This is a genomic window from Alcaligenes endophyticus (genome assembly GCF_026344035.1).
In the GTDB taxonomy this organism is placed as follows: Bacteria; Pseudomonadota; Gammaproteobacteria; order Burkholderiales; family Burkholderiaceae_B; genus Alcaligenes; species Alcaligenes endophyticus.
Genome location: NZ_JAPKND010000009.1, coordinates 122,600 through 139,098, shown reverse-complemented (window position 1 = coordinate 139,098; position 16,499 = coordinate 122,600). Strand labels below are relative to the sequence as shown.

General features: G+C 47.5%; 26 protein-coding genes. 7 read left to right on the top strand and 19 right to left on the bottom strand.

What is annotated here, in order from left to right:
* Nucleotides 1–6: 6 nt before the first annotated feature.
* From OSH01_RS14675 to OSH01_RS14620, 12 genes are all read right to left on the bottom strand, one after another.
* On the bottom strand, nt 7–393 hold the full coding sequence (locus OSH01_RS14675) for a DUF1090 domain-containing protein (RefSeq protein ID WP_266124867.1): 387 nt from the start codon (nt 391–393) through the stop codon (nt 7–9).
* A 551-nt stretch (nt 394–944) separates the two neighbouring features.
* Entirely contained in the window at nt 945–1,313 is a 369-nt protein-coding gene (locus OSH01_RS14670; RefSeq protein ID WP_266124866.1) for a hypothetical protein, read from the bottom strand.
* Nucleotides 1,294–1,461: a hypothetical protein gene (locus OSH01_RS14665; RefSeq protein WP_266124865.1), complete on the bottom strand. Its 168-nt coding sequence runs from the start codon at nt 1,459–1,461 to the stop codon at nt 1,294–1,296. The genes OSH01_RS14670 and OSH01_RS14665 overlap by 20 nt, the downstream gene beginning before the upstream one ends.
* 2 nt (nt 1,462–1,463) lie before the next feature.
* The gene (locus tag OSH01_RS14660) at nt 1,464–1,799 is read right to left on the bottom strand and encodes a DUF1064 domain-containing protein (protein ID WP_266124864.1); all 336 of its coding nucleotides are present in this window, start codon (nt 1,797–1,799) and stop codon (nt 1,464–1,466) included.
* Nucleotides 1,789–2,142 carry a hypothetical protein gene (locus tag OSH01_RS14655; protein WP_266124863.1) on the bottom strand — a complete coding sequence of 118 codons (354 nt, stop codon included), beginning with the start codon at nt 2,140–2,142 and terminating at the stop codon, nt 1,789–1,791. Before OSH01_RS14655 ends, OSH01_RS14660 begins: the two co-directional genes overlap by 11 nt.
* Nucleotides 2,139–2,318 (bottom strand): DUF7696 family protein, encoded by a 180-nt coding sequence (locus OSH01_RS14650; RefSeq protein ID WP_266124862.1) that lies wholly within the window; start codon nt 2,316–2,318, stop codon nt 2,139–2,141. The genes OSH01_RS14655 and OSH01_RS14650 overlap by 4 nt, the downstream gene beginning before the upstream one ends.
* Nucleotides 2,315–3,265: an AAA family ATPase gene (locus OSH01_RS14645; RefSeq protein WP_266124861.1), complete on the bottom strand. Its 951-nt coding sequence runs from the start codon at nt 3,263–3,265 to the stop codon at nt 2,315–2,317. The genes OSH01_RS14650 and OSH01_RS14645 overlap by 4 nt, the downstream gene beginning before the upstream one ends.
* Entirely contained in the window at nt 3,225–3,593 is a 369-nt protein-coding gene (locus OSH01_RS14640) for a hypothetical protein (protein ID WP_266124860.1), read from the bottom strand. The genes OSH01_RS14645 and OSH01_RS14640 overlap by 41 nt, the downstream gene beginning before the upstream one ends.
* Nucleotides 3,590–4,396 carry a replication protein gene (locus OSH01_RS14635; RefSeq protein ID WP_266124859.1) on the bottom strand — a complete coding sequence of 269 codons (807 nt, stop codon included), beginning with the start codon at nt 4,394–4,396 and terminating at the stop codon, nt 3,590–3,592. The genes OSH01_RS14640 and OSH01_RS14635 overlap by 4 nt, the downstream gene beginning before the upstream one ends.
* Entirely contained in the window at nt 4,393–4,881 is a 489-nt protein-coding gene (locus OSH01_RS14630; protein ID WP_266124858.1) for a hypothetical protein, read from the bottom strand. The genes OSH01_RS14635 and OSH01_RS14630 overlap by 4 nt, the downstream gene beginning before the upstream one ends.
* Nucleotides 4,878–5,318, bottom strand: coding sequence for a recombination protein NinB (locus tag OSH01_RS14625; protein ID WP_266124857.1), 441 nt, complete (start codon nt 5,316–5,318; stop codon nt 4,878–4,880). Before OSH01_RS14625 ends, OSH01_RS14630 begins: the two co-directional genes overlap by 4 nt.
* Entirely contained in the window at nt 5,315–5,887 is a 573-nt protein-coding gene (locus tag OSH01_RS14620) for a hypothetical protein (RefSeq protein ID WP_266124856.1), read from the bottom strand. Before OSH01_RS14620 ends, OSH01_RS14625 begins: the two co-directional genes overlap by 4 nt.
* Nucleotides 5,888–5,948: 61 nt before the next feature.
* Between OSH01_RS14620 and OSH01_RS14615 the strand changes: the two genes are divergently transcribed.
* Entirely contained in the window at nt 5,949–6,149 is a 201-nt protein-coding gene (locus tag OSH01_RS14615) for a hypothetical protein (RefSeq protein WP_266124855.1), read from the top strand.
* A gap of 12 nt (nt 6,150–6,161) precedes the next feature.
* Here the strand turns inward: OSH01_RS14615 and OSH01_RS14610 are convergent, their stop codons facing one another.
* Complete coding sequence (locus OSH01_RS14610; RefSeq protein ID WP_266124854.1) at nt 6,162–6,353, bottom strand: hypothetical protein; 192 nt, start codon at nt 6,351–6,353, stop codon at nt 6,162–6,164.
* A gap of 71 nt (nt 6,354–6,424) precedes the next feature.
* On the opposite strand from OSH01_RS14610, the gene OSH01_RS14605 reads away from it, so the two are divergent.
* From OSH01_RS14605 to OSH01_RS14595, 4 genes are all read left to right on the top strand, one after another.
* Nucleotides 6,425–7,090 (top strand): LexA family protein, encoded by a 666-nt coding sequence (locus tag OSH01_RS14605; RefSeq protein WP_266124853.1) that lies wholly within the window; start codon nt 6,425–6,427, stop codon nt 7,088–7,090.
* Between the two features lie 72 nt (nt 7,091–7,162).
* Nucleotides 7,163–7,303 (top strand): YHYH domain-containing protein, encoded by a 141-nt coding sequence (locus OSH01_RS16555; RefSeq protein WP_354270626.1) that lies wholly within the window; start codon nt 7,163–7,165, stop codon nt 7,301–7,303.
* A 179-nt stretch (nt 7,304–7,482) separates the two neighbouring features.
* Nucleotides 7,483–9,201, top strand: coding sequence for a DGQHR domain-containing protein (locus OSH01_RS14600; RefSeq protein WP_266124852.1), 1,719 nt, complete (start codon nt 7,483–7,485; stop codon nt 9,199–9,201).
* 25 nt (nt 9,202–9,226) lie between these two features.
* The gene (locus tag OSH01_RS14595; RefSeq protein ID WP_266124851.1) at nt 9,227–10,165 is read left to right on the top strand and encodes a DNA-methyltransferase; all 939 of its coding nucleotides are present in this window, start codon (nt 9,227–9,229) and stop codon (nt 10,163–10,165) included.
* 199 nt (nt 10,166–10,364) lie between these two features.
* On the opposite strand, the gene OSH01_RS14590 is transcribed toward OSH01_RS14595, so the two are convergent.
* The 3 genes from OSH01_RS14590 to OSH01_RS14580 form a co-directional block, all read right to left on the bottom strand.
* Complete coding sequence (locus tag OSH01_RS14590) at nt 10,365–11,183, bottom strand: hypothetical protein (protein ID WP_266124850.1); 819 nt, start codon at nt 11,181–11,183, stop codon at nt 10,365–10,367.
* Nucleotides 11,184–11,540: 357 nt separating this feature from the next.
* Nucleotides 11,541–12,188, bottom strand: a complete 648-nt coding sequence (gene catA / locus OSH01_RS14585; RefSeq protein WP_266124908.1) for a type A chloramphenicol O-acetyltransferase — start codon at nt 12,186–12,188, stop codon at nt 11,541–11,543.
* A gap of 203 nt (nt 12,189–12,391) precedes the next feature.
* Nucleotides 12,392–12,841 (bottom strand): carboxymuconolactone decarboxylase family protein, encoded by a 450-nt coding sequence (locus OSH01_RS14580; protein WP_266124849.1) that lies wholly within the window; start codon nt 12,839–12,841, stop codon nt 12,392–12,394.
* A 526-nt stretch (nt 12,842–13,367) separates the two neighbouring features.
* Here OSH01_RS14580 and OSH01_RS14575 point away from each other — a divergent pair.
* The gene (locus OSH01_RS14575; protein WP_266124848.1) at nt 13,368–13,631 is read left to right on the top strand and encodes a hypothetical protein; all 264 of its coding nucleotides are present in this window, start codon (nt 13,368–13,370) and stop codon (nt 13,629–13,631) included.
* A gap of 307 nt (nt 13,632–13,938) precedes the next feature.
* Nucleotides 13,939–14,130 (top strand): DUF1382 family protein, encoded by a 192-nt coding sequence (locus tag OSH01_RS14570; protein WP_266124847.1) that lies wholly within the window; start codon nt 13,939–13,941, stop codon nt 14,128–14,130.
* A 210-nt stretch (nt 14,131–14,340) separates the two neighbouring features.
* On the opposite strand, the gene OSH01_RS14565 is transcribed toward OSH01_RS14570, so the two are convergent.
* From OSH01_RS14565 to OSH01_RS14555, 3 genes are all read right to left on the bottom strand, one after another.
* Nucleotides 14,341–14,496, bottom strand: a complete 156-nt coding sequence (locus tag OSH01_RS14565; RefSeq protein ID WP_266124846.1) for a hypothetical protein — start codon at nt 14,494–14,496, stop codon at nt 14,341–14,343.
* Between the two features lie 225 nt (nt 14,497–14,721).
* A complete protein-coding gene (locus OSH01_RS14560; RefSeq protein WP_266124845.1) occupies nt 14,722–15,480 on the bottom strand; it encodes a class I SAM-dependent methyltransferase in 759 nt (252 codons plus the stop codon).
* Nucleotides 15,481–15,933: 453 nt separating this feature from the next.
* Nucleotides 15,934–16,347, bottom strand: a complete 414-nt coding sequence (locus OSH01_RS14555; protein WP_266124844.1) for an I78 family peptidase inhibitor — start codon at nt 16,345–16,347, stop codon at nt 15,934–15,936.
* Between the last annotated feature and the right edge of the window lie 152 nt (nt 16,348–16,499).

Genomic DNA, 16,499 nt, shown 5'->3' with positions numbered 1-16,499 from the left:
GAAAAATCAGCTCTCTAAGTCATGGAGCTCACTTTGAAGCTGGCTTAGCTTATCCTGCTCCCGTTGCAGTTTTCTCTCTAGCCTGGGGACTTTATCGTGTCGACCTTCGCGCTTTTTTTCCTCTATCTCTTCCTGAACTTCCTTAATATCTTCCTGCTGCTCCCTAATATCCTTTCTTTTCTGAGTAACTAAGCCAGCATCTGTGCAGTTAGATTTCGTGCTTACTAAAGCCCTTTCTAGCCCACGAACACGATGATAGTTTCCAGCGCGATTGGCGTGCTCTAACTGTCTTTGTATTGAATCCACCTTGCGCTGGCATGCAACTTCTCGCGCTTGAGCTGGTATTGCGAGTCCAGCAAGTAAAGCAGCCATAATTAAGTTATTAAATTTCATGACACCTTCTTTTTTAAACTGGGTTGTCGATCAAATATAAAAACACAAGCCTTGGCAATTCTTTATAAAACCTACGGGCGCTATTCACCCACTTCCAATGTATCAAGTAACGTAGCAATTTGCACCGATTTCGTGTATCCGTTTACTCACCTGCACATCCACCGCTGCGGTTGCCTCCTTCCTTATCCGCGCCACCTACCCTGACTCGTCAGCCACAAAAAACCCGCTCAATCTTTCGACTGGCGGGCTGCTTCAAATCCTATAGGCACAATTGTGCTTGCTGTTATTATGGCACTTCCCGTGGCGCTTTGGTAGAACCACATGTGGCACTTTTCGCCATACATAAGTAGCAAATCCTCCTCGAAGCGCTGCTGGCTCGATTTCGAGGCATCCATTCTCTTCTAAGGACTCTATTACTCGCAGAACACCATTGCGAATACGCTGTCGAGTTGAGCCAGTAGCTTTAGGGTCAACATAACGCACTATTTCTGCCATTCGGAACCTTCGATCAGGGTGAGCCCCCATCAATGCAATAACCTCTCTAGCGTATTTCATGCCACCTCCCTACACACCAATTCTTTAAACAATCCCAGATACAGCTTGTACTCTGCTTCTCTAATCCACAGCCCTGTCACATCCTTAATCCACCGCTGCGCCCCCTCCCTGCGCTGGCGTGCAGGCAGACCAGCAAAGCGCTTGTGGCGTTGTGGGTATTCAGCAGTAACGATCATCCCTTCATGGTGCGGAAGCTCTTTGTGCAATCGATCCACATGCTCCGCCTGCTCCGTATTCACCGCTGGCTTGGACGCCTCCTCTTCATCGCAATATGGCACCACATCAAGCATATTTCCCACGCGCTCACCGGAAGCGCACCAACGAGCCCAGTTCCATAGAATCGAATCAGCGTCGTACCTTTGCACGCTCTCCCTCCCCAAACAAAGCCTTTAATCCCTCACGCGCCTGCTCTCGTTTGGCTGCGGGCTGCCGTGCCTCGTATTTCTTGCGCTCTTTGCGTATGTGGTCGATGTGATTGGATGGATCCCCGTACAAGAACCTTGGTAATGCCATGGCTACACCTCCCTCACTGAAATACCATGCACATGCAGCATTAGCTTCCTTTTCACGATGTAGTCCCGTGTCCGCATCCCTTTTGCATCCTCGATCACCCATCTATCTGTACCCACGTCGTAATATTTAAAATCTGCGATGTACACACAATTACGCTCTGCCTTGCCATCCTCTCGGCGTTGCTTCGGGATCAGTTCAAAAGACGGCTGTAGTACCAGATCAGTAATCTTTCCCTGCCTTTGTTGCTGCTTTAAATCCACGTACCGTGCAGCCTCCCTCTTTGAGTCAAACTCATGGCCGTCTAACGTCACCTTACAATTTTTGTACTTACGCGCCATGTCGTACCTCCAACTGAGCAACCAAGATGCCAAACTGACCCAGCTCTGCAGCGCGGGCCAATAATGCAGTCGTCTCAGGAGCCGACTTAACGACAGGAGACACCTTCTTTGCTGGCGCCCCCTTCGGCTTGATCGTGCTATATCTCATGACGGGCGCCCTACTCCCTTCTATTGCTACTTTCCCCGCTGCAAATAGCTTCCCGCTTGCCTGAAGCCTCCATATCCCGCTTTTTACGGAGTTAAGACTTAGGCCTGTCAGTTCAGCAATCTCACGTGAATGCATCGACACGCTCTTAGATTTAATAGCCTCTAGAATTTGCTCGGCGATTGGCTTCGTGCTCACGCTGCCTCCTTTCTGAGCTTGTATTGCTTACGTACTTCGCTTTCCAATGCCGCTTTAGCTACCTCTCCGCGTCTACGGCCTATGCCCTCTAGGTACGGCTTGCGGTCTGCAAAAGGCAGGTTTAGTACGTAGCGCGCTTCGCATTCGTGGCGGTGCTGTTCGGTTTGGGTTTTCATACGGCCGCCTTACGAATATCTAAGGGCATATTTCGACTGTCTGGCGTGTACTGAAGGCTTTGCGGGTGAAACCACAAAGCAACAGAGCCTTCCCATTCCCCATGGCGGTTTTTATCGCAAACCAGCATAGCGTCTGGCTTACCTGAAATATCCTCGGGAACGCTGTCACCGTTTCGGAGCAACTTTTCCACTGCCTTTTCTTTTTTCTTGTTGCGCCAAACAGTTAAGATTTGATCAACCTGGTCCGTGATAGCGCCGGAGCCTTTGCTGTCAAACTTACCTGGTACGCTGTCTTCGGAGTCGCTCTTGCGAACGTGATGCACCACATGAATGTGAATATTCAAATCTCGCGCTAGGCCTGTTAGCACATCAACAAAGTCTTTTTGACCGTTATAGTCATCCTCGCCTTTAACGCATTTCATCAAGCTATCGATAATGAAATGCTTGATGTTCAACTCCTTGGCGCAATAACGAATGACGGCGTACACCATATCTGGCGTGACGCTGCCAAGCTGGTCATACAACCAGAACTTATCCTGCGCCCAGTCCATTAGCTGGTTTACAGCGCCTTCGCCTGGTGTGCCGTTCATGGCGAATTGGCGCAGCATGCGTTTTAACGTGGACAGCGGCCTCATTTCGAAGCTAGCAACGCATACCCGCTCGCCCTGTGCAGCAAACCACATAGCAGCCTGTCCCAAAAGTTGAGACTTGCCATGCCCGTTAATGCCTTGCCACAGCGTCACCTCTCCCCCACGAAAGCGTAAGTGGTCGTGCGTTTTAGACCAAGGCAGTTTGGCACCTAAAATCTGCTCCCCTTCTCGCACTGAACGCACAAGCGCTTGTCGCCAGGCATCAGCTGATAACACCTTAATCAAAGGCTCTGTCTCGGCCATGTAGGCTTTGAAATCAAAGCTGTCCGGCGTGATGATTTGAATGTCGTTTTGCATGTCCATGCCTGTAATCGTTAAAAATATCGCGGCTGGAAGTGATAATCCGCTCAGGTGAAAATTGACGTATCCGTTTGAATGCTGTCCGCAGACGAGCTGGATCGTTGCCTTGAAGCAAAACAGTGAGCCCGTGCACAAATCGAAAATCCAAAGCGGCAATATCGTCGTCAGCACTAACGTGCACTTCTGGCTTACCGTCCAGTTCAAGCGAGTTAGCAGCATCGAGGAAATAGTTTTCAGGACAACCAGAGTCCAGAAGCAACACCCAGACAATCCGTGGCTTGTAGCCGCATAGACGCAGCTCAGTAATTGCGCTTTGCCCCCTCATAGCGCACCCTCAAAAAGGTCATCAGCCCCAGAGCCTTCACCCTGCAAATCATCAATCTCGTCTTCCCACCCCTTGGCATTCAGCCAGGTGGCAGGGTATGGAATGAATTGGCCTTTAGCTTTTTTCCAGTTCTCCTGAGTCATGGCCCGCTGGATGCCGCGCAACATGTCGGCAAGCAACTGCTCGTCAGGGTTGATTTTCAGAAATGCTTTCTCAGCCGCACCCTTGGATCGTTTTTTAGGGTAGGCAGACCAGAACTGCACAAAGGACTCTGCGCTTGCGCAAGTCTTTTGTTTATTGTCTTTTGGAAGGTTGTCTTTTGTGTGTCCCGATTCGGTACTATCGACCTGTTCCGATTCGGTACTATCAAATACCCGTTTCGGTACACCCTGTCCCGATTCGGTACTAGAGCCATTTCGGGACACCTGTTCCGATTTGGTACTAGCGTTTACTAGGTCCTCGGCCTTCACCCACGCGTGGTAATTTTTATTAACTGAGACTATGGAGCCGTATATTCCAGGCTGTTTGTTGATTACCTTCATTTCTGCCAATTGGTTCAATGTACTGGTAACGTGAGAGCGGCCCATGCCGCACAGCTCACCTAGCTGCGAGGCTGATACATCATCTGCGCTCTTTCCGTACCCGTAGGTTTTACGGATGACCGCTAACAAGACATGAATCTGCTTACTGGTGAAACCAAAGCCAAGTACAGCATCAAACAACTCGTTAGCAATTCGCAAAAAGCCGTTCTCAAGCTGTGGCAGTGCCTTGTCTTCCATTTGAATGACTCGTGCTGTGTTCATGCCTCCTCCTCATGAACTACTCGAGATAGCGGCTCTACAGCAACTCGGTAATGGGCCTCAAGCTCTGCCGACCAAAGGTTTTTTCGGATTAGCTGTGCGCGTGTTTTATCTACGTATTCCCACTCCACGCGCCAACGCTCTTTTTTAGGCATCCCACCTTGGTCATGTTGCGCATGTAAGTGAGGCGCCAGAGGAAAGCAAAGACTGTCACAAGCTTTAATGCCCATGCCTTTACCAAAATTCACGTGACACGCCTGAGCCTCGGCTCCAGTTAGCAGGCAACCTAAAGCAGCCACATTGCGCCTATGCTCTTCGCTACGGAGCAGCTTAGAGGGCTTGCGCTTATGTTGAGCAAGAGTGCCGCACTGCATTGCTATACGCATAGCTAGGCTCTGCTCTTTATTGCTAACAGGCTTCTTACGCTTAAACTCCCCTCTTACTAGCGGTGTGCGGCTCGCTTTAAAGGTGCTATTCCAAGCTTTCATCGCACCCACTCCGGTATGTCTGCGCGCTCGGACCAGCGCACATCATGATCCGTGCCGAATGCGTATAAAAACTCAATGAATTCCGCTGCCTCTTTCACGTAAAAATGACGAGACTGAATGCCTAGTTGCACGAAGCCAGAGCCATCTAACGACGGTAAAATTCTGCCCTCTTGCTTCAAGGGTGTTCCGGCCTCGCGCATCACTCTGGCAAAAGCATCAATAAGCAAACGCTTGGCGTCTTCAGTACTGCGCTTAGCGCCTATCAATTCAACTTGCTTGGCTATATCACCAATCATTGCGTGATACTTTTCTTCTTGGATGCGCTTTTTGGTGGCTGGCTTAATCTCGCAGATCATGCCCTCAGGGGCATTAACGACTGCTTGGCGCGCATTGCGTCGAACGGCTTCGTTAACTAAGTGAAATACCTGTCTACTCATAAGCTCACCTTTTGCATTGCTACGAGCTCTTTCTCTATAGCCGCCTGGTTCGCCTGCAACTGATGAATAGCCTCTATGGTTTCTTGGTGGGCTACCCGAAGACGTGAGGCGCTAGGATCAGTGGCCAGCGCCAGTAAGGCCGTAACCGCTTCGCTGGTCTCCTTATGTGAAGCGTGTGCCCGCCCCACTAACTCAAGCTTCTCGCCAAGGCATGGCATATGTGGACGTGCCGACATCCCTAGCGGCGTCAAATAATCATTCATAAACATAAGACGCAGATCGTCAGGCATAGCCGCCAAAATGCTTTGCTCAAAATTAGCGGGCATTAGGTTTGCATCTTTAGTCTTATCGTCCAGCCACCGAAAAATACGGTCAGCGGCATTCTTAGCTAGGGTGAACGCATCACCGCTGCGCTCAAAACGGATACCGGTTACGGCATCTAGGCCTAGCTCAATGTGTTTATCCACGATAGCCACGGCCACCGCCTCACGGCTCCCAACACGCACTTTCCATTGGTCTACAAAGTGCATTAGCGTGGCTAGTTTGGATTTGTGCGATGCATTTCGCATGATTGATTTACCCTACTCTCGTAAAGTAGTTCCTGAGACTGTCAATCTTCGGGAACTACGAATGGAAAATTATGTTGAAACGCCGCAAACTGCCGGCATGGATATTGATTACGAACGACTCGAACTACTTGATCACGCTGTCGAACTGGCTAAGAAACAGTTCGATGAACCTACCCACGAGCATGTCAATTGCATCGTCGAGCGTATTGAGTGGAATATGGAGCGCGGCTTGTTTGATGAAGGCGCGCTGACTATTCATTGAAAGAACGCTGCTCTATGCCTCCTTAGACATCACGGAAAGGTGGAGCTTTCTTAATAGCTCTCCGTCATGCCACTTCAAGTCCTTGTAACGACCGCGAGCAATATCAGCCACCCAAGACTGATGACGCTTTCCTAGGGCCTCTGCAATTCGCGCTTGAGTCCAGCCCCTTGAGCTCAAGTCTGCAATCATTGTTTTCCAGTTCATGCCTTATTTAATCGCATTTACGATTAAATATCAAGCGCCAATGCGATTAAGATATGTATCACAATTGCGATATGGATTCCTTAGCTAATAGACTTCGCATCGCCAGAGAAAAAGCTGGCCTATCACAAGCAGCTCTAGCCAAACTAATTGGCTCGGGGCAGTCAACTATTGGCAGTATTGAGAATGGTAGGAATCAAGGAAGCGGAAAACTGCTCCAGATTGCTCGTGTCTTAAGTGTTTCCCCCGAATGGCTAGAAACAGGCCGAGGCTCAATGGAGTCAGTCCAAGGGTCTGGATTTGCTAACGTAGCCGCTGCTCCTGTAGGCGAACGTCGCATCCCCCTGCTTAACTACATACAGGCGGGCAATTTCGCGGACGGTGGGCAGAACTTCACCATGGCAGAGGTTGAGTATCTGCTCACTGACCTTGATTTGTCTGAGCGTTCTTTTGCGCTCCAGATCAAAGGCGACTCGATGCGGCCTGACTTTACCGAGGGCGATCGTATTATTGTTGACTGTGAGATCAGCCCAAGACCTGGTGATTTTGTTGTTGCCAAAAATAGCGAAGAGGAAGCCACTTTTAAGAAGTACCGCCTAATTAGCATAGACGAGCGCGGCAAAGAGATTTTTGAGCTGGTCCCACTTAATGAGGACTATCCATCAATGCGGAGTGATCAGCATAGCGTGCAGATCATCGGAACGATGGTAGAGCACAGGAAGTACTATCGCAGAAATTAATACAAGGCCCTCACGGGCCTTTTTCTTTAGGCTTAAAGTAACGAAACTTAAATTATATTTGGAGATGTAAACATGAAAAAGATAATCGCTGTGACTTTGTTTGCTCTAGCAGGGCTTGGTTTAACTACAGCTAACGCTTGGGCGCACTCAGGACGTACGGATAAGAACGGTTGTCATATGGACAGAAAAGCAGGGACGAGGCATTGTCATTAGCACTATCGTTGGTAGTGACTACTTAATAATAGAAATGCCACACATAAACTTGTCAAATGCAATAAGACTGTAGCCGAAAATCCATTTATATACTTAGGCTTAATAGAATGTACAATTATGATTAATAAAATAGAGTAAATTCGAAAAATTAATACGAATAGCTTAAAGCACTATCTAATATGATCAAACAAAAAAATACGCCACAAGAAAGCTCTAAAAAAATTCTGGAACAAGGTAGCATACATGCATCTCAATCCAAATTATTTCCTCTCTTTTTAGAGGCTGGATTCAAGCATATTAATAGTGATGCAATTCACATGACATTCGAAGGGTACAAATCCGAAATTGATCATATTTTTACTATCGAAAACCTCCTCATTTTTTGTGAAGAGACGCAAGCTGGTGATGTTACCAAGCACTTTCCCAAGAAACAACACTTCCACAGACGTATCCATGAAAAACCATTAGACTTTTTAGAACAGTACCGACTACTAAATTCAGACTTTGATCAACACCTCATAAATAGTGGTTTTGAGCCTGACGAATATGAAATACGAAGTGTATATTACTCAGGCAATGCAAACTTCTCTGAGAACATCCAAACAGAAAACTTTCCATTCGTACTTCTTCCTCCTGCTTTTGCTGAATATTTTGTGGAGTTAGGTAACACGATAAGCAAGTCTGCACGATTCGAGCTTTACAAATTTCTCGAAGTCAAACTATCGCAGCTAGGAGATCAAAAAAAGTCAGGTCAAGGCACCGCGCACCACTCGTTCAAAGGGCATGTTCTACCGTCCAGGCACACCAGCTATGATAGAGAGATTTCTCTCGTTTCATTCTACGTGGATCCCTCCTCTCTTATTCGACGAGCCTATGTACTCCGCAGAGAGGGATGGGAAAACTCAGATGTTTCTTACCAGCGTTTTGTCAAGCGGGAAAAGCTATCTGAAATGAGAGACTATCTCGCCAATGGTGGGCAAGTTTTCTTAAATAACCTGATTGTTACTCTACCCTCCTCAGTCATAATCCGTACCACTGATGGAGCCACCCTTACACCAACTTCAATTACAGAGCTGCTCCCTGTTGAGTTGCAATTACGTGATGAGTTAGGAACCATAGGAATTATTGACGGCCAACATCGGGTGCTCGCTTACTTTGAGGGATCTGATGAATTCGAAAGTGGCGTTTCTCGTGTTAGAACAAGACATAATCTTCTAGCAACAGGAATCATTCTACCTCCTGGACTAACTGCTGATGAGCGCGTCCGATTTGAGGCGGACCTCTTTCTTCGAATTAATAGTACTCAAACGCCACTCACAGATACATTAAAGCAAGCCCTTGAAACCCTAATCCATCCTGATAACCCCATCTCAATTACCAATCTAGTTCTTCAACAACTGGCACAATCAGGCCCGCTTGCCGGTCTAATTCAAACAACGCTTGCCGGTAGCGCAGGCAAAGTAAAAACTGCTTCATTTGCTCGATATGCACTACTTCCTCTTCTAGACCCTGCGGTAAAAAACAATCTGTACACATACTGGAGCGAAAAAGGCAATCATCTCAGCAGTACGACAGGACGTGTCGCTTACATTGAATTTGCCCGAAAAATCTTGAATACAATGCTCGGAGCGATGAAAGACGTATTAGGCAAAGATTGGCAACCTAAGTCCAAGAGTGACGAAGAAACGGGCATGCTCACCCCGACCTCTATTGGAGGCGCCTTCTTTTATATGAAAAACGTAATTGTTTCGGGTATAGATCCTGAAAACATAGACTTTCAAAAAACATTCCACACACTTACACCAGAAGAGTTTGCCCCATTCACATCAAGCCGCTGGTCTGCATGTGGTAAAGCTCTCTATGAAAGCCACCCCCCTCAAAGTAAAACTGGATCCTAGAATGTTAGAATGCTAAGATAAGTACATGTCCTTAGTAAGCTCTTACAAATCAACTCCAGCAGCCATTAAGTCTGCCACTAATACCTGTCGACAGGCAACACTCCTAACAGGCGATGCCTTGCGACTAGCCAAAACCCTTCCTGACAACTCAATCGATATGATCTTTTCTTCCCCTCCCTATTGTATGGGGAAAGAATACGAGTCTACGAATAATGTCTCCGATTTCCTTGCTCAACATCAAAGACTACTACCAGAACTGGTTCGCATTCTGAAGCCAGGTGGAAGTCTGTGTTGGCAAACAGGAAACCATGTTAAGGATGGCGTTGTCACTCCACTTGATAGTTTAATTATCTCTCTCTTGATTTCAGATGAACGCGTACAACTTCGCAATAGAGTCGTCTGGTCTGTAGGGCATGGGCTTCACTGCACCAACAGATTCAGTGGAAGACATGAAACAATCCTGTGGTATTCAAAAGGCAATAACTACAAATTTAACCTCGATGCTGTTCGTGTGCCTCAAAAGTACCCTGGTAAACGCCACTCTAAAGGACCCAGAAAAGGAGAGCTTAGTGGCAATCCGCTAGGCAAAAACCCCGGCGACGTTTGGGAGATTCCTAACGTCAAAGCTCACCACATAGAAAAAACTGCCCACCCCTGCCAATTCCCAGTTGCATTGCCACAAAAATTCATACGTGCGTTAACAGAGCAAGACGATCTCATACTGGATCCTTTTATGGGTAGTGGAAGCACAGGAGTTGCTGCCATAATTGAAGGCAGGAGATTTCTTGGAAGCGATATTGACCCAAGTTATGTGGCCATCGCTGAGGAACGTGTTCAATCCGCACTAAAAGGCAAAGCAAAAGTACGTGCGTGGAATCAAGCTCTAGCAGAGCCGAATCCTAATGAACGAGTGGCCAGACGCCCAGAACACTTTTTTCATGCTAAAGAGCCACAAGAAATCTAATACTCCTTGAAATCAAAAGCCGCCTTCTAGGTGGCTTTTCTGTAGAGTGCTCTATTCCTGCTAGCCTTTATAAGGCCTGCAATTGTCCAATAGTTGACTTTCAGAATTTCAGATCAAATGACTGGACGATGGATTAAATTGTTCGATGAGCCATAGGAGCGAACGTTGATCCGGACAACAATGCGGTGGGTGGATATTTTTATTTCTCGACTTTGCTTTCTGCTCGCTTCCGGACTGACTCAATAGTGAGCTTATCCATATTAATGAGCTCCATATCTTTCTCTCGATCTATAACTCGGAACTCACCCGTAGCCTGTGCCGGGGTTCCTGCATAGCGAATGGCAACAAAGTGATCCCCATACCGTTTTATGACCGCAATGTCCGGTTCTGATTTGAGGACGATGAAACCCTCTTGAAATCGAGCGTGTATCGTACCAGCCACCCAAGCACTTAGCACTGCGAAATAAACGATTATCGCCAAACTGACAGCCTTTCCGCCGAATGCCTTCGTCAGACCATCCCATGGCGATCTGGAGGTGTTGGTGTTCTTCTCTCCTTGAGAAATACGTTCGGCAAAAGAACCAGATTTACAAATTAGCGCAAAGACGTAATCGCTCATGATGCTCAGTGTCCAGGCGCTCAGAAAAAGTACCTGTAACCAGCTAAACGGCGCTCCCGTCAACGCTGGTGTTACCCACATAAGAACAGCTAGTACTAAACGCGCTCGTAGTCGTGGCCAAGGTATTGTTGCCAGCACTTGACGAGGCAAGTAGCTTACTTCAACGAGCGCAATGCCTGCTAGGGAAATAAACAGTGCTGCAAAGAGAATAGTTCCCGTCGAGGGTTCGATCAGGAAGCCCGGCACACCAAAGTATGCACAGTAACCATACTCGAAGGAAAACGTCAGAAGGTAGATAGCTGCAGTGGTGCCAGCTATGAGTAGTCCGTCGGTAACTATTGATCTTGGCTTTTTCGCCTCAGAAGCTCTTTGCATTCTTAGCCGGTAAGAACGTGGCAAGTCTCTATCCTCTATTGGATGGAAAAACGAGAAATTGGATTATGGTTTCACCATCAGTTACTACCGTAGTTCCCTACAGTAGCTAATCTAATGTCTCACATTTATACTCTATCTATTCGAGCAAGCATCGGTTACTGGATCTAATTCGCCATAAATTATCTACTAATGATATAGGCAGTGCTCACTGCTATGTCGTGAACGGCAGCAACGGATCGAAAGCCCACATACATAACAAACTAAAAACTGATCAACTGAAATAGAAAAGCCCACTAGATAAGAGCAAGGCCACCCTCAATGCGGCTTTTTAATGCCTAGCCACTTCATGTGGCTTTTTCCCAAAGCTAAACCACTACACAGCTAGACCTGCTCAGCACAAAGCTCCTGTAGCTCATTAATCATACGCCCCACGTGAAAGCCATCGCAAACGGCGTGGTGGACTTGTACAGCTAAAGGCATAAGTATTCTATTACCCTGCTCATAATACTTTCCAATGGTTAGCATAGGGGCAAAGAAGTTTTCAAAGCTGGCTAAGTTAAACTCAAAGCTGGTAAAGCTCACCCAAGGGTTGGCTGACACATAGAATATATTTTCAGTAGACTCTTGCATCGGGGAGTAGGCTAGGCTATCACCATACAAAGCCATGTTTTCTTCGTACTCCTTGAAGAAAAGGTCACGGCTCTCTTTATGGTGGCACCACAGTGAAGAGAAAGTTTCGCTCTCTTCATGGAAAATTGTATAGCTAGGGTGAATAACGTCCCACGTTACCAGCACACCTTCTTTCATCCTCATACGAAACTCTGGATATTTATTTAACGCCTGCGCAATGAGGTGAATCATGGTGGGATAGAACTTCCAGCCCCTGCTTTTTACCTGCTTTACTAGAGTCGTAATATCCAACTGCGCTGTTAAGCTAAATGTACACTTAGCTATAGTCTGGAACGCCTCAAAGTGCTCCCTCCTCCCCCAAGTAGATAAATCAACAGCTGTATACCCCATTAACATCATCCTTAAAACAAGCGACCATAAAGTAGTCTTAATTTCTACCTTTATCCTGACTATTTTGACATGCAAGAACCAGCCCACAAAGAAAAGTGCGGGCTTCAGCACAAGCATAAGAGCGAGACTGGCTTAGCGCAATTCAGAAAGCTTCTTTGTATCGGCTGTCTTTGCTTTCGGCTCCTACGTTAACTTTCTCGTGCCCACCCACTTCATATGGCTGCTTTTGGGGGATTACGGAAACTGATAGCCATTCGGTTGTAGGCATTCATCAAACTAATCGCAACGGTCAAATCCACCAACTCTTTATCAGTGAAAACATCTTTGACTTGCTGATAGACTTTATCCGGTACGCCGGTTTGAGCAACGCAGGTTACTGATTCCGCCCAAGCAAGAGCTGCGCGCTCACGCGCGTCAAATAGCTGTCCTGCTTCGCTCCAGGCCTGAACTAGTGCGAGCTTTTCAACCTTCACCCCCTTAGCGAGTAAGGCACGCGTGTGCATATCTAAACAAAAAGCGCAGTTATTGATTTGCGACACTCGCAGATAAACAAGCTCTACTAAATCAGCAGGTAAGCCACTTTTCACTACATAGGCATAAACATCAGCAAGCGCAGCTGATGCGCCCGGCGCAACCTTGTTGTAATCAATTCGTAATGTCATGATTTGCCCCTAAAAAATCAATAGCACTTACTTTCCCTAAGACAGCCACTTTACATGACTTTGTATGCCCACGCGCTTAGAGCCTATCGTCTTCTAGCCTAACTGCAACGGGAGCAGTGATCTCTTTTACGATCATCTTAATCGCAATTGCGCTTGACAATAATAATCGCATATGCGATTATTCATCTAACGCTACACAACACACCACAGAAAAGCCTAGCCCCAAGGGCAGCCCAGTAAAGGTAAGTGAAGCGTTAAATGATCTTTAACAAATTACTAAGCGTATAGAACACACCAATGACGGCAATAAGCCGTGGCTAGGTGGCGGACGCAACCCCCTACTCCGCAAATAAGATCAGGGGCTATTGATACCTAGTCTGGGCTCAGACACGGCCGGAAGGGCTAGGTATTGATTGAATAGACGTTGCGCTACCTAGAGCCAGCACTGCTGGGAGTAGCTAGGAGCGCAGCGTTCAACCACCAGCGCCTTGAATCAGGGTGTTTATGGTTGAAATAGGAGATAGGCGTGGAGGATAAAATGGTTTTGAGCGCTGAGGAAATAGAAAGGCTATCTGACGATATTTACGTACGGCCTATAGATATCAGAAAAATTGAACAGGCCGTTTTGCAATCGCCCGAGATACGTGAAGCCCTTTCTGATAAAAAGCGCATTGATTGGCTGGCAGATCCAAGCAATGACGGAAATGTCATGCTGCCACGAGACATTGTGCTGCAAAACCCGCACAGTCTACGTGATGCAATAGATTCAGCTATGGAGCAAAAGACATGAGCCTATTTCAATGTCAACATTGTGGATGTTGTGAGAATACGGCATTGACTAATCACGGCTGGCCTTACAAAGGGTGGGAGAAGCACTTTGATTGGACAGGCATAGAGAACAGAAAAGGCATGCAACTTTGCAGCGCGTGCTCACCAACGAACTACTCAGATGGAAAGTCATGCAGCAAAAGTGGTAGGTGGCATGAGCAGTTTGAGCGAGTCTACTTACCGCAAGGCGAGTTTTTTACAAACAAGACTGGGAACCTAGAGCACCGCGAAACAGGTAGTGAGGATTTCCGACAATTCAGGATAGAGCCATGAGCAAGCCGCAGGTTAACAGAGCATCGGTATCTGACTTACGTCAATCTATAGATACAGCCCAGCATCTAACGAAAGCAGGCGTCGCATTTATATGTGTGCCCTACTTTAACGAGGTGCAAAAACAGGTAGCGGCTGGCATCGCCCACAAAAACATCAGCTCTGTCGAGCTCGACACAGGAACCGTTTAAAACTTTAGAACATTACACCGCGCCCAGGCGGCCAGCTTAGCTGGATCTCCTCAGCTCCACGGCGGGGCACTGGGACTAGCCGTAACGGTAACGATATTGATCGTCTCCTGTACCAGAGCAGGAAGCCCCAGGCCACCAGCGCCTCTGCCTCGACATGCGCTGGCTTATCAGCAACCAAGTCGGCAGAAGGATACTGGTGGCGAACTGCTCCTATCGGTGACGCTTACCGGGATTTTTCTTGTGATGGGTATGCGGGCCACGCTCCCTGCTCACAATTGCGGATTTTGTGGAAATGGACATGCCCTTGGGCAAAGGTGGACGCGGAGTGCGCTTGCGGTCAGCTTCAGTAACGATTTTAGTGCTCATGGAAATCTCCCTCGTTTGTAGGTCGCTAAAGCCTTCCATTGTTACACATCTGCTTGAGAGCTGGTAGCTCATCAAGAAAGAGCGCGGCCCGCTCAAAACTATATCAACCCTACTGGCAAGCAAACGAAAGTTCGGACGTATGCCAGACGTGCAAGGGTGAGGATCGCTCTTTTTCTTGATGGCAAGCAGTAAAGCTGTTTACAGATTGAGGTACTTACTGTGACACTAAGTCTTCTTAACCCCTTCTACGGTGATAATGCTATCTTCATTCGATGGCTTACGGCTAAACTCATAGCCTCCCGAAATAACTATATCTGTGAAGCCGGCAACTTTGAATGCCAGCGCTAATTCATTAGCGCCCCACCACCGCAAGGAAAACTCTTCCAGTTCAGTTTTCTGTAAAACGCCGTCTTCCCACAACTCATAACGATGCAGTTCGGTTGTGACCTGAGATACATAATCAATTGCTAATCGTTTAGTTGATAACGTCACGCAGTCTCTAGGACTCAAACGCCACTTCCGAACAGATGGTTCACCTAGAAATATACTGTGCGCTGGATCAATATCAATCAACAGCCTGCCTTTTTCAGACAGCATGTTTCTAAAATGAGCTAAAAGTTCAGTAGCAGTGTCAAATGAGTCAATTAACTGGAATGACCCGACAGGCATCACAATAGCCTCATACCGCTCATCTGTTTGATAACCCTGAAAAGTATTCAATTCAAGACGAGCGCTTACTTGATGCTTGGTTAACGCTGCACGTGCATGGGCAAGCATCGGCTCTGAGCTATCGAGACCAACAACACTCTTCCCCGCTTTAAGGAGGGGGATTAGGAAGCGTCCATTGCCCACCCCAGGCTCAAGAATTAAGCCGTCGATCTGCTGTAAGCGCTTTAGGTAATATTCAACATCGCCAAACGAGACCCCTACAGGTTTATCTAGCTCATAAACCAATGAGGCCAAGGCACCATATTTATTCTTCATGAGTTGTAAATGCTTTAAATTTCTGCAATCGCATCATAGTAACCAAAGTCAGTAGTTCATATACAGAACTTTTAGTTAACGCCTAACAGCTCCCCTTCTTCGCTTGCCCTGGAGGACAGAAGCCCCCAGACCCATGATGACGATCCGGATCAACGATTACAGACCCTCGTGGGCTGTGGACCGCCCAGGCCGAAAGAATTGACAGCATCGCACGCGCAAGAAATAGCTTTTCATGTGAATAACCCCTTTAATTTCCGCAAATATTGTGCCTTAAACCGCCAAAACAAGCGCTACAGAGAGTAACTAGCTCCCTGCCCTTTGATATGCACCTTTCCATAGGGTTCATATCTGAGGGCCACTGCGAGCCTGTCAAAGCCGCACATCCTAGGCGCGTGAAGCCGACTTAGCCGGTTCGCCCTCAGCCTATTTTCTTCATGACCTAACCAGCAATACTTACCCGCAAGTCACGCGCTCAATCTTTCCACCGCCATCCACATAGACATTTAAACGATCCTGTCGGTAATCCATAGTGACTGCCGAGTTGTGATGGATGACTCGCGAAAGCTCGGGCAGCGTAGATTGATTAAGACTAGCGGCTGGCGTACCGACCAGATTTTGACGCGTATCAGCACCGCATTGGCTTGCTGCCTTAAAGAGCTCCCATTCTTCAACCTTTTCCCCATCAGGCAGTGTACACATGCCCACCTGCCCTGCTGACGTGTTTTCAATAGTCAAACTCCCACCCACCGCTTGGCAGTACACCGAGGCTGGGTTCGCCATCTCAACTTGCTGAGGCTGTTGGCTGTCTGTAGCTGACACGCAGCCGCCAAGAATGGCAAGTAGAGCAATGATTCCGAATTTCTGCATGAATAGTCCGTTGGGTTCATTAAAGTCATTGCAGTTTAGCCCACCGATAGACCTTCCGGTTTGATCGCTGTTAACAGTTCATCAAACCAGAGGGCCTATCAGAACTCCACAAAACGCCAATACCGGACGGTCGCGAACGGACGTGACGGCGT

Excerpts from the sequence above, each read along its gene's own strand:
- OSH01_RS14675 (WP_266124867.1), bottom strand. The coding sequence starts at position 393 with ATGAAATTTAATAACTTAATTATGGCTGCTTTACTTGCTGGACTCGCA.
- OSH01_RS14665 (WP_266124865.1), bottom strand. The coding sequence starts at position 1,461 with ATGGCATTACCAAGGTTCTTGTACGGGGATCCATCCAATCACATCGAC.
- OSH01_RS14660 (WP_266124864.1), bottom strand. The coding sequence starts at position 1,799 with ATGGCGCGTAAGTACAAAAATTGTAAGGTGACGTTAGACGGCCATGAG.
- OSH01_RS14650 (WP_266124862.1), bottom strand. The coding sequence starts at position 2,318 with ATGAAAACCCAAACCGAACAGCACCGCCACGAATGCGAAGCGCGCTAC.
- OSH01_RS14645 (WP_266124861.1), bottom strand. The coding sequence starts at position 3,265 with ATGCAAAACGACATTCAAATCATCACGCCGGACAGCTTTGATTTCAAA.
- OSH01_RS14640 (WP_266124860.1), bottom strand. The coding sequence starts at position 3,593 with ATGAGGGGGCAAAGCGCAATTACTGAGCTGCGTCTATGCGGCTACAAG.
- OSH01_RS14635 (WP_266124859.1), bottom strand. The coding sequence starts at position 4,396 with ATGAACACAGCACGAGTCATTCAAATGGAAGACAAGGCACTGCCACAG.
- OSH01_RS14630 (WP_266124858.1), bottom strand. The coding sequence starts at position 4,881 with ATGAAAGCTTGGAATAGCACCTTTAAAGCGAGCCGCACACCGCTAGTA.
- OSH01_RS14625 (WP_266124857.1), bottom strand. The coding sequence starts at position 5,318 with ATGAGTAGACAGGTATTTCACTTAGTTAACGAAGCCGTTCGACGCAAT.
- OSH01_RS14620 (WP_266124856.1), bottom strand. The coding sequence starts at position 5,887 with ATGCGAAATGCATCGCACAAATCCAAACTAGCCACGCTAATGCACTTT.
- OSH01_RS14615 (WP_266124855.1), top strand. The coding sequence starts at position 5,949 with ATGGAAAATTATGTTGAAACGCCGCAAACTGCCGGCATGGATATTGAT.
- OSH01_RS14610 (WP_266124854.1), bottom strand. The coding sequence starts at position 6,353 with ATGAACTGGAAAACAATGATTGCAGACTTGAGCTCAAGGGGCTGGACT.
- OSH01_RS14605 (WP_266124853.1), top strand. The coding sequence starts at position 6,425 with ATGGATTCCTTAGCTAATAGACTTCGCATCGCCAGAGAAAAAGCTGGC.
- OSH01_RS16555 (WP_354270626.1), top strand. The coding sequence starts at position 7,163 with ATGAAAAAGATAATCGCTGTGACTTTGTTTGCTCTAGCAGGGCTTGGT.
- OSH01_RS14600 (WP_266124852.1), top strand. The coding sequence starts at position 7,483 with ATGATCAAACAAAAAAATACGCCACAAGAAAGCTCTAAAAAAATTCTG.
- OSH01_RS14595 (WP_266124851.1), top strand. The coding sequence starts at position 9,227 with ATGTCCTTAGTAAGCTCTTACAAATCAACTCCAGCAGCCATTAAGTCT.
- catA (WP_266124908.1), bottom strand. The coding sequence starts at position 12,188 with ATGATGTTAATGGGGTATACAGCTGTTGATTTATCTACTTGGGGGAGG.
- OSH01_RS14580 (WP_266124849.1), bottom strand. The coding sequence starts at position 12,841 with ATGACATTACGAATTGATTACAACAAGGTTGCGCCGGGCGCATCAGCT.
- OSH01_RS14570 (WP_266124847.1), top strand. The coding sequence starts at position 13,939 with ATGAGCAAGCCGCAGGTTAACAGAGCATCGGTATCTGACTTACGTCAA.
- OSH01_RS14565 (WP_266124846.1), bottom strand. The coding sequence starts at position 14,496 with ATGAGCACTAAAATCGTTACTGAAGCTGACCGCAAGCGCACTCCGCGT.
- OSH01_RS14560 (WP_266124845.1), bottom strand. The coding sequence starts at position 15,480 with ATGAAGAATAAATATGGTGCCTTGGCCTCATTGGTTTATGAGCTAGAT.
- OSH01_RS14555 (WP_266124844.1), bottom strand. The coding sequence starts at position 16,347 with ATGCAGAAATTCGGAATCATTGCTCTACTTGCCATTCTTGGCGGCTGC.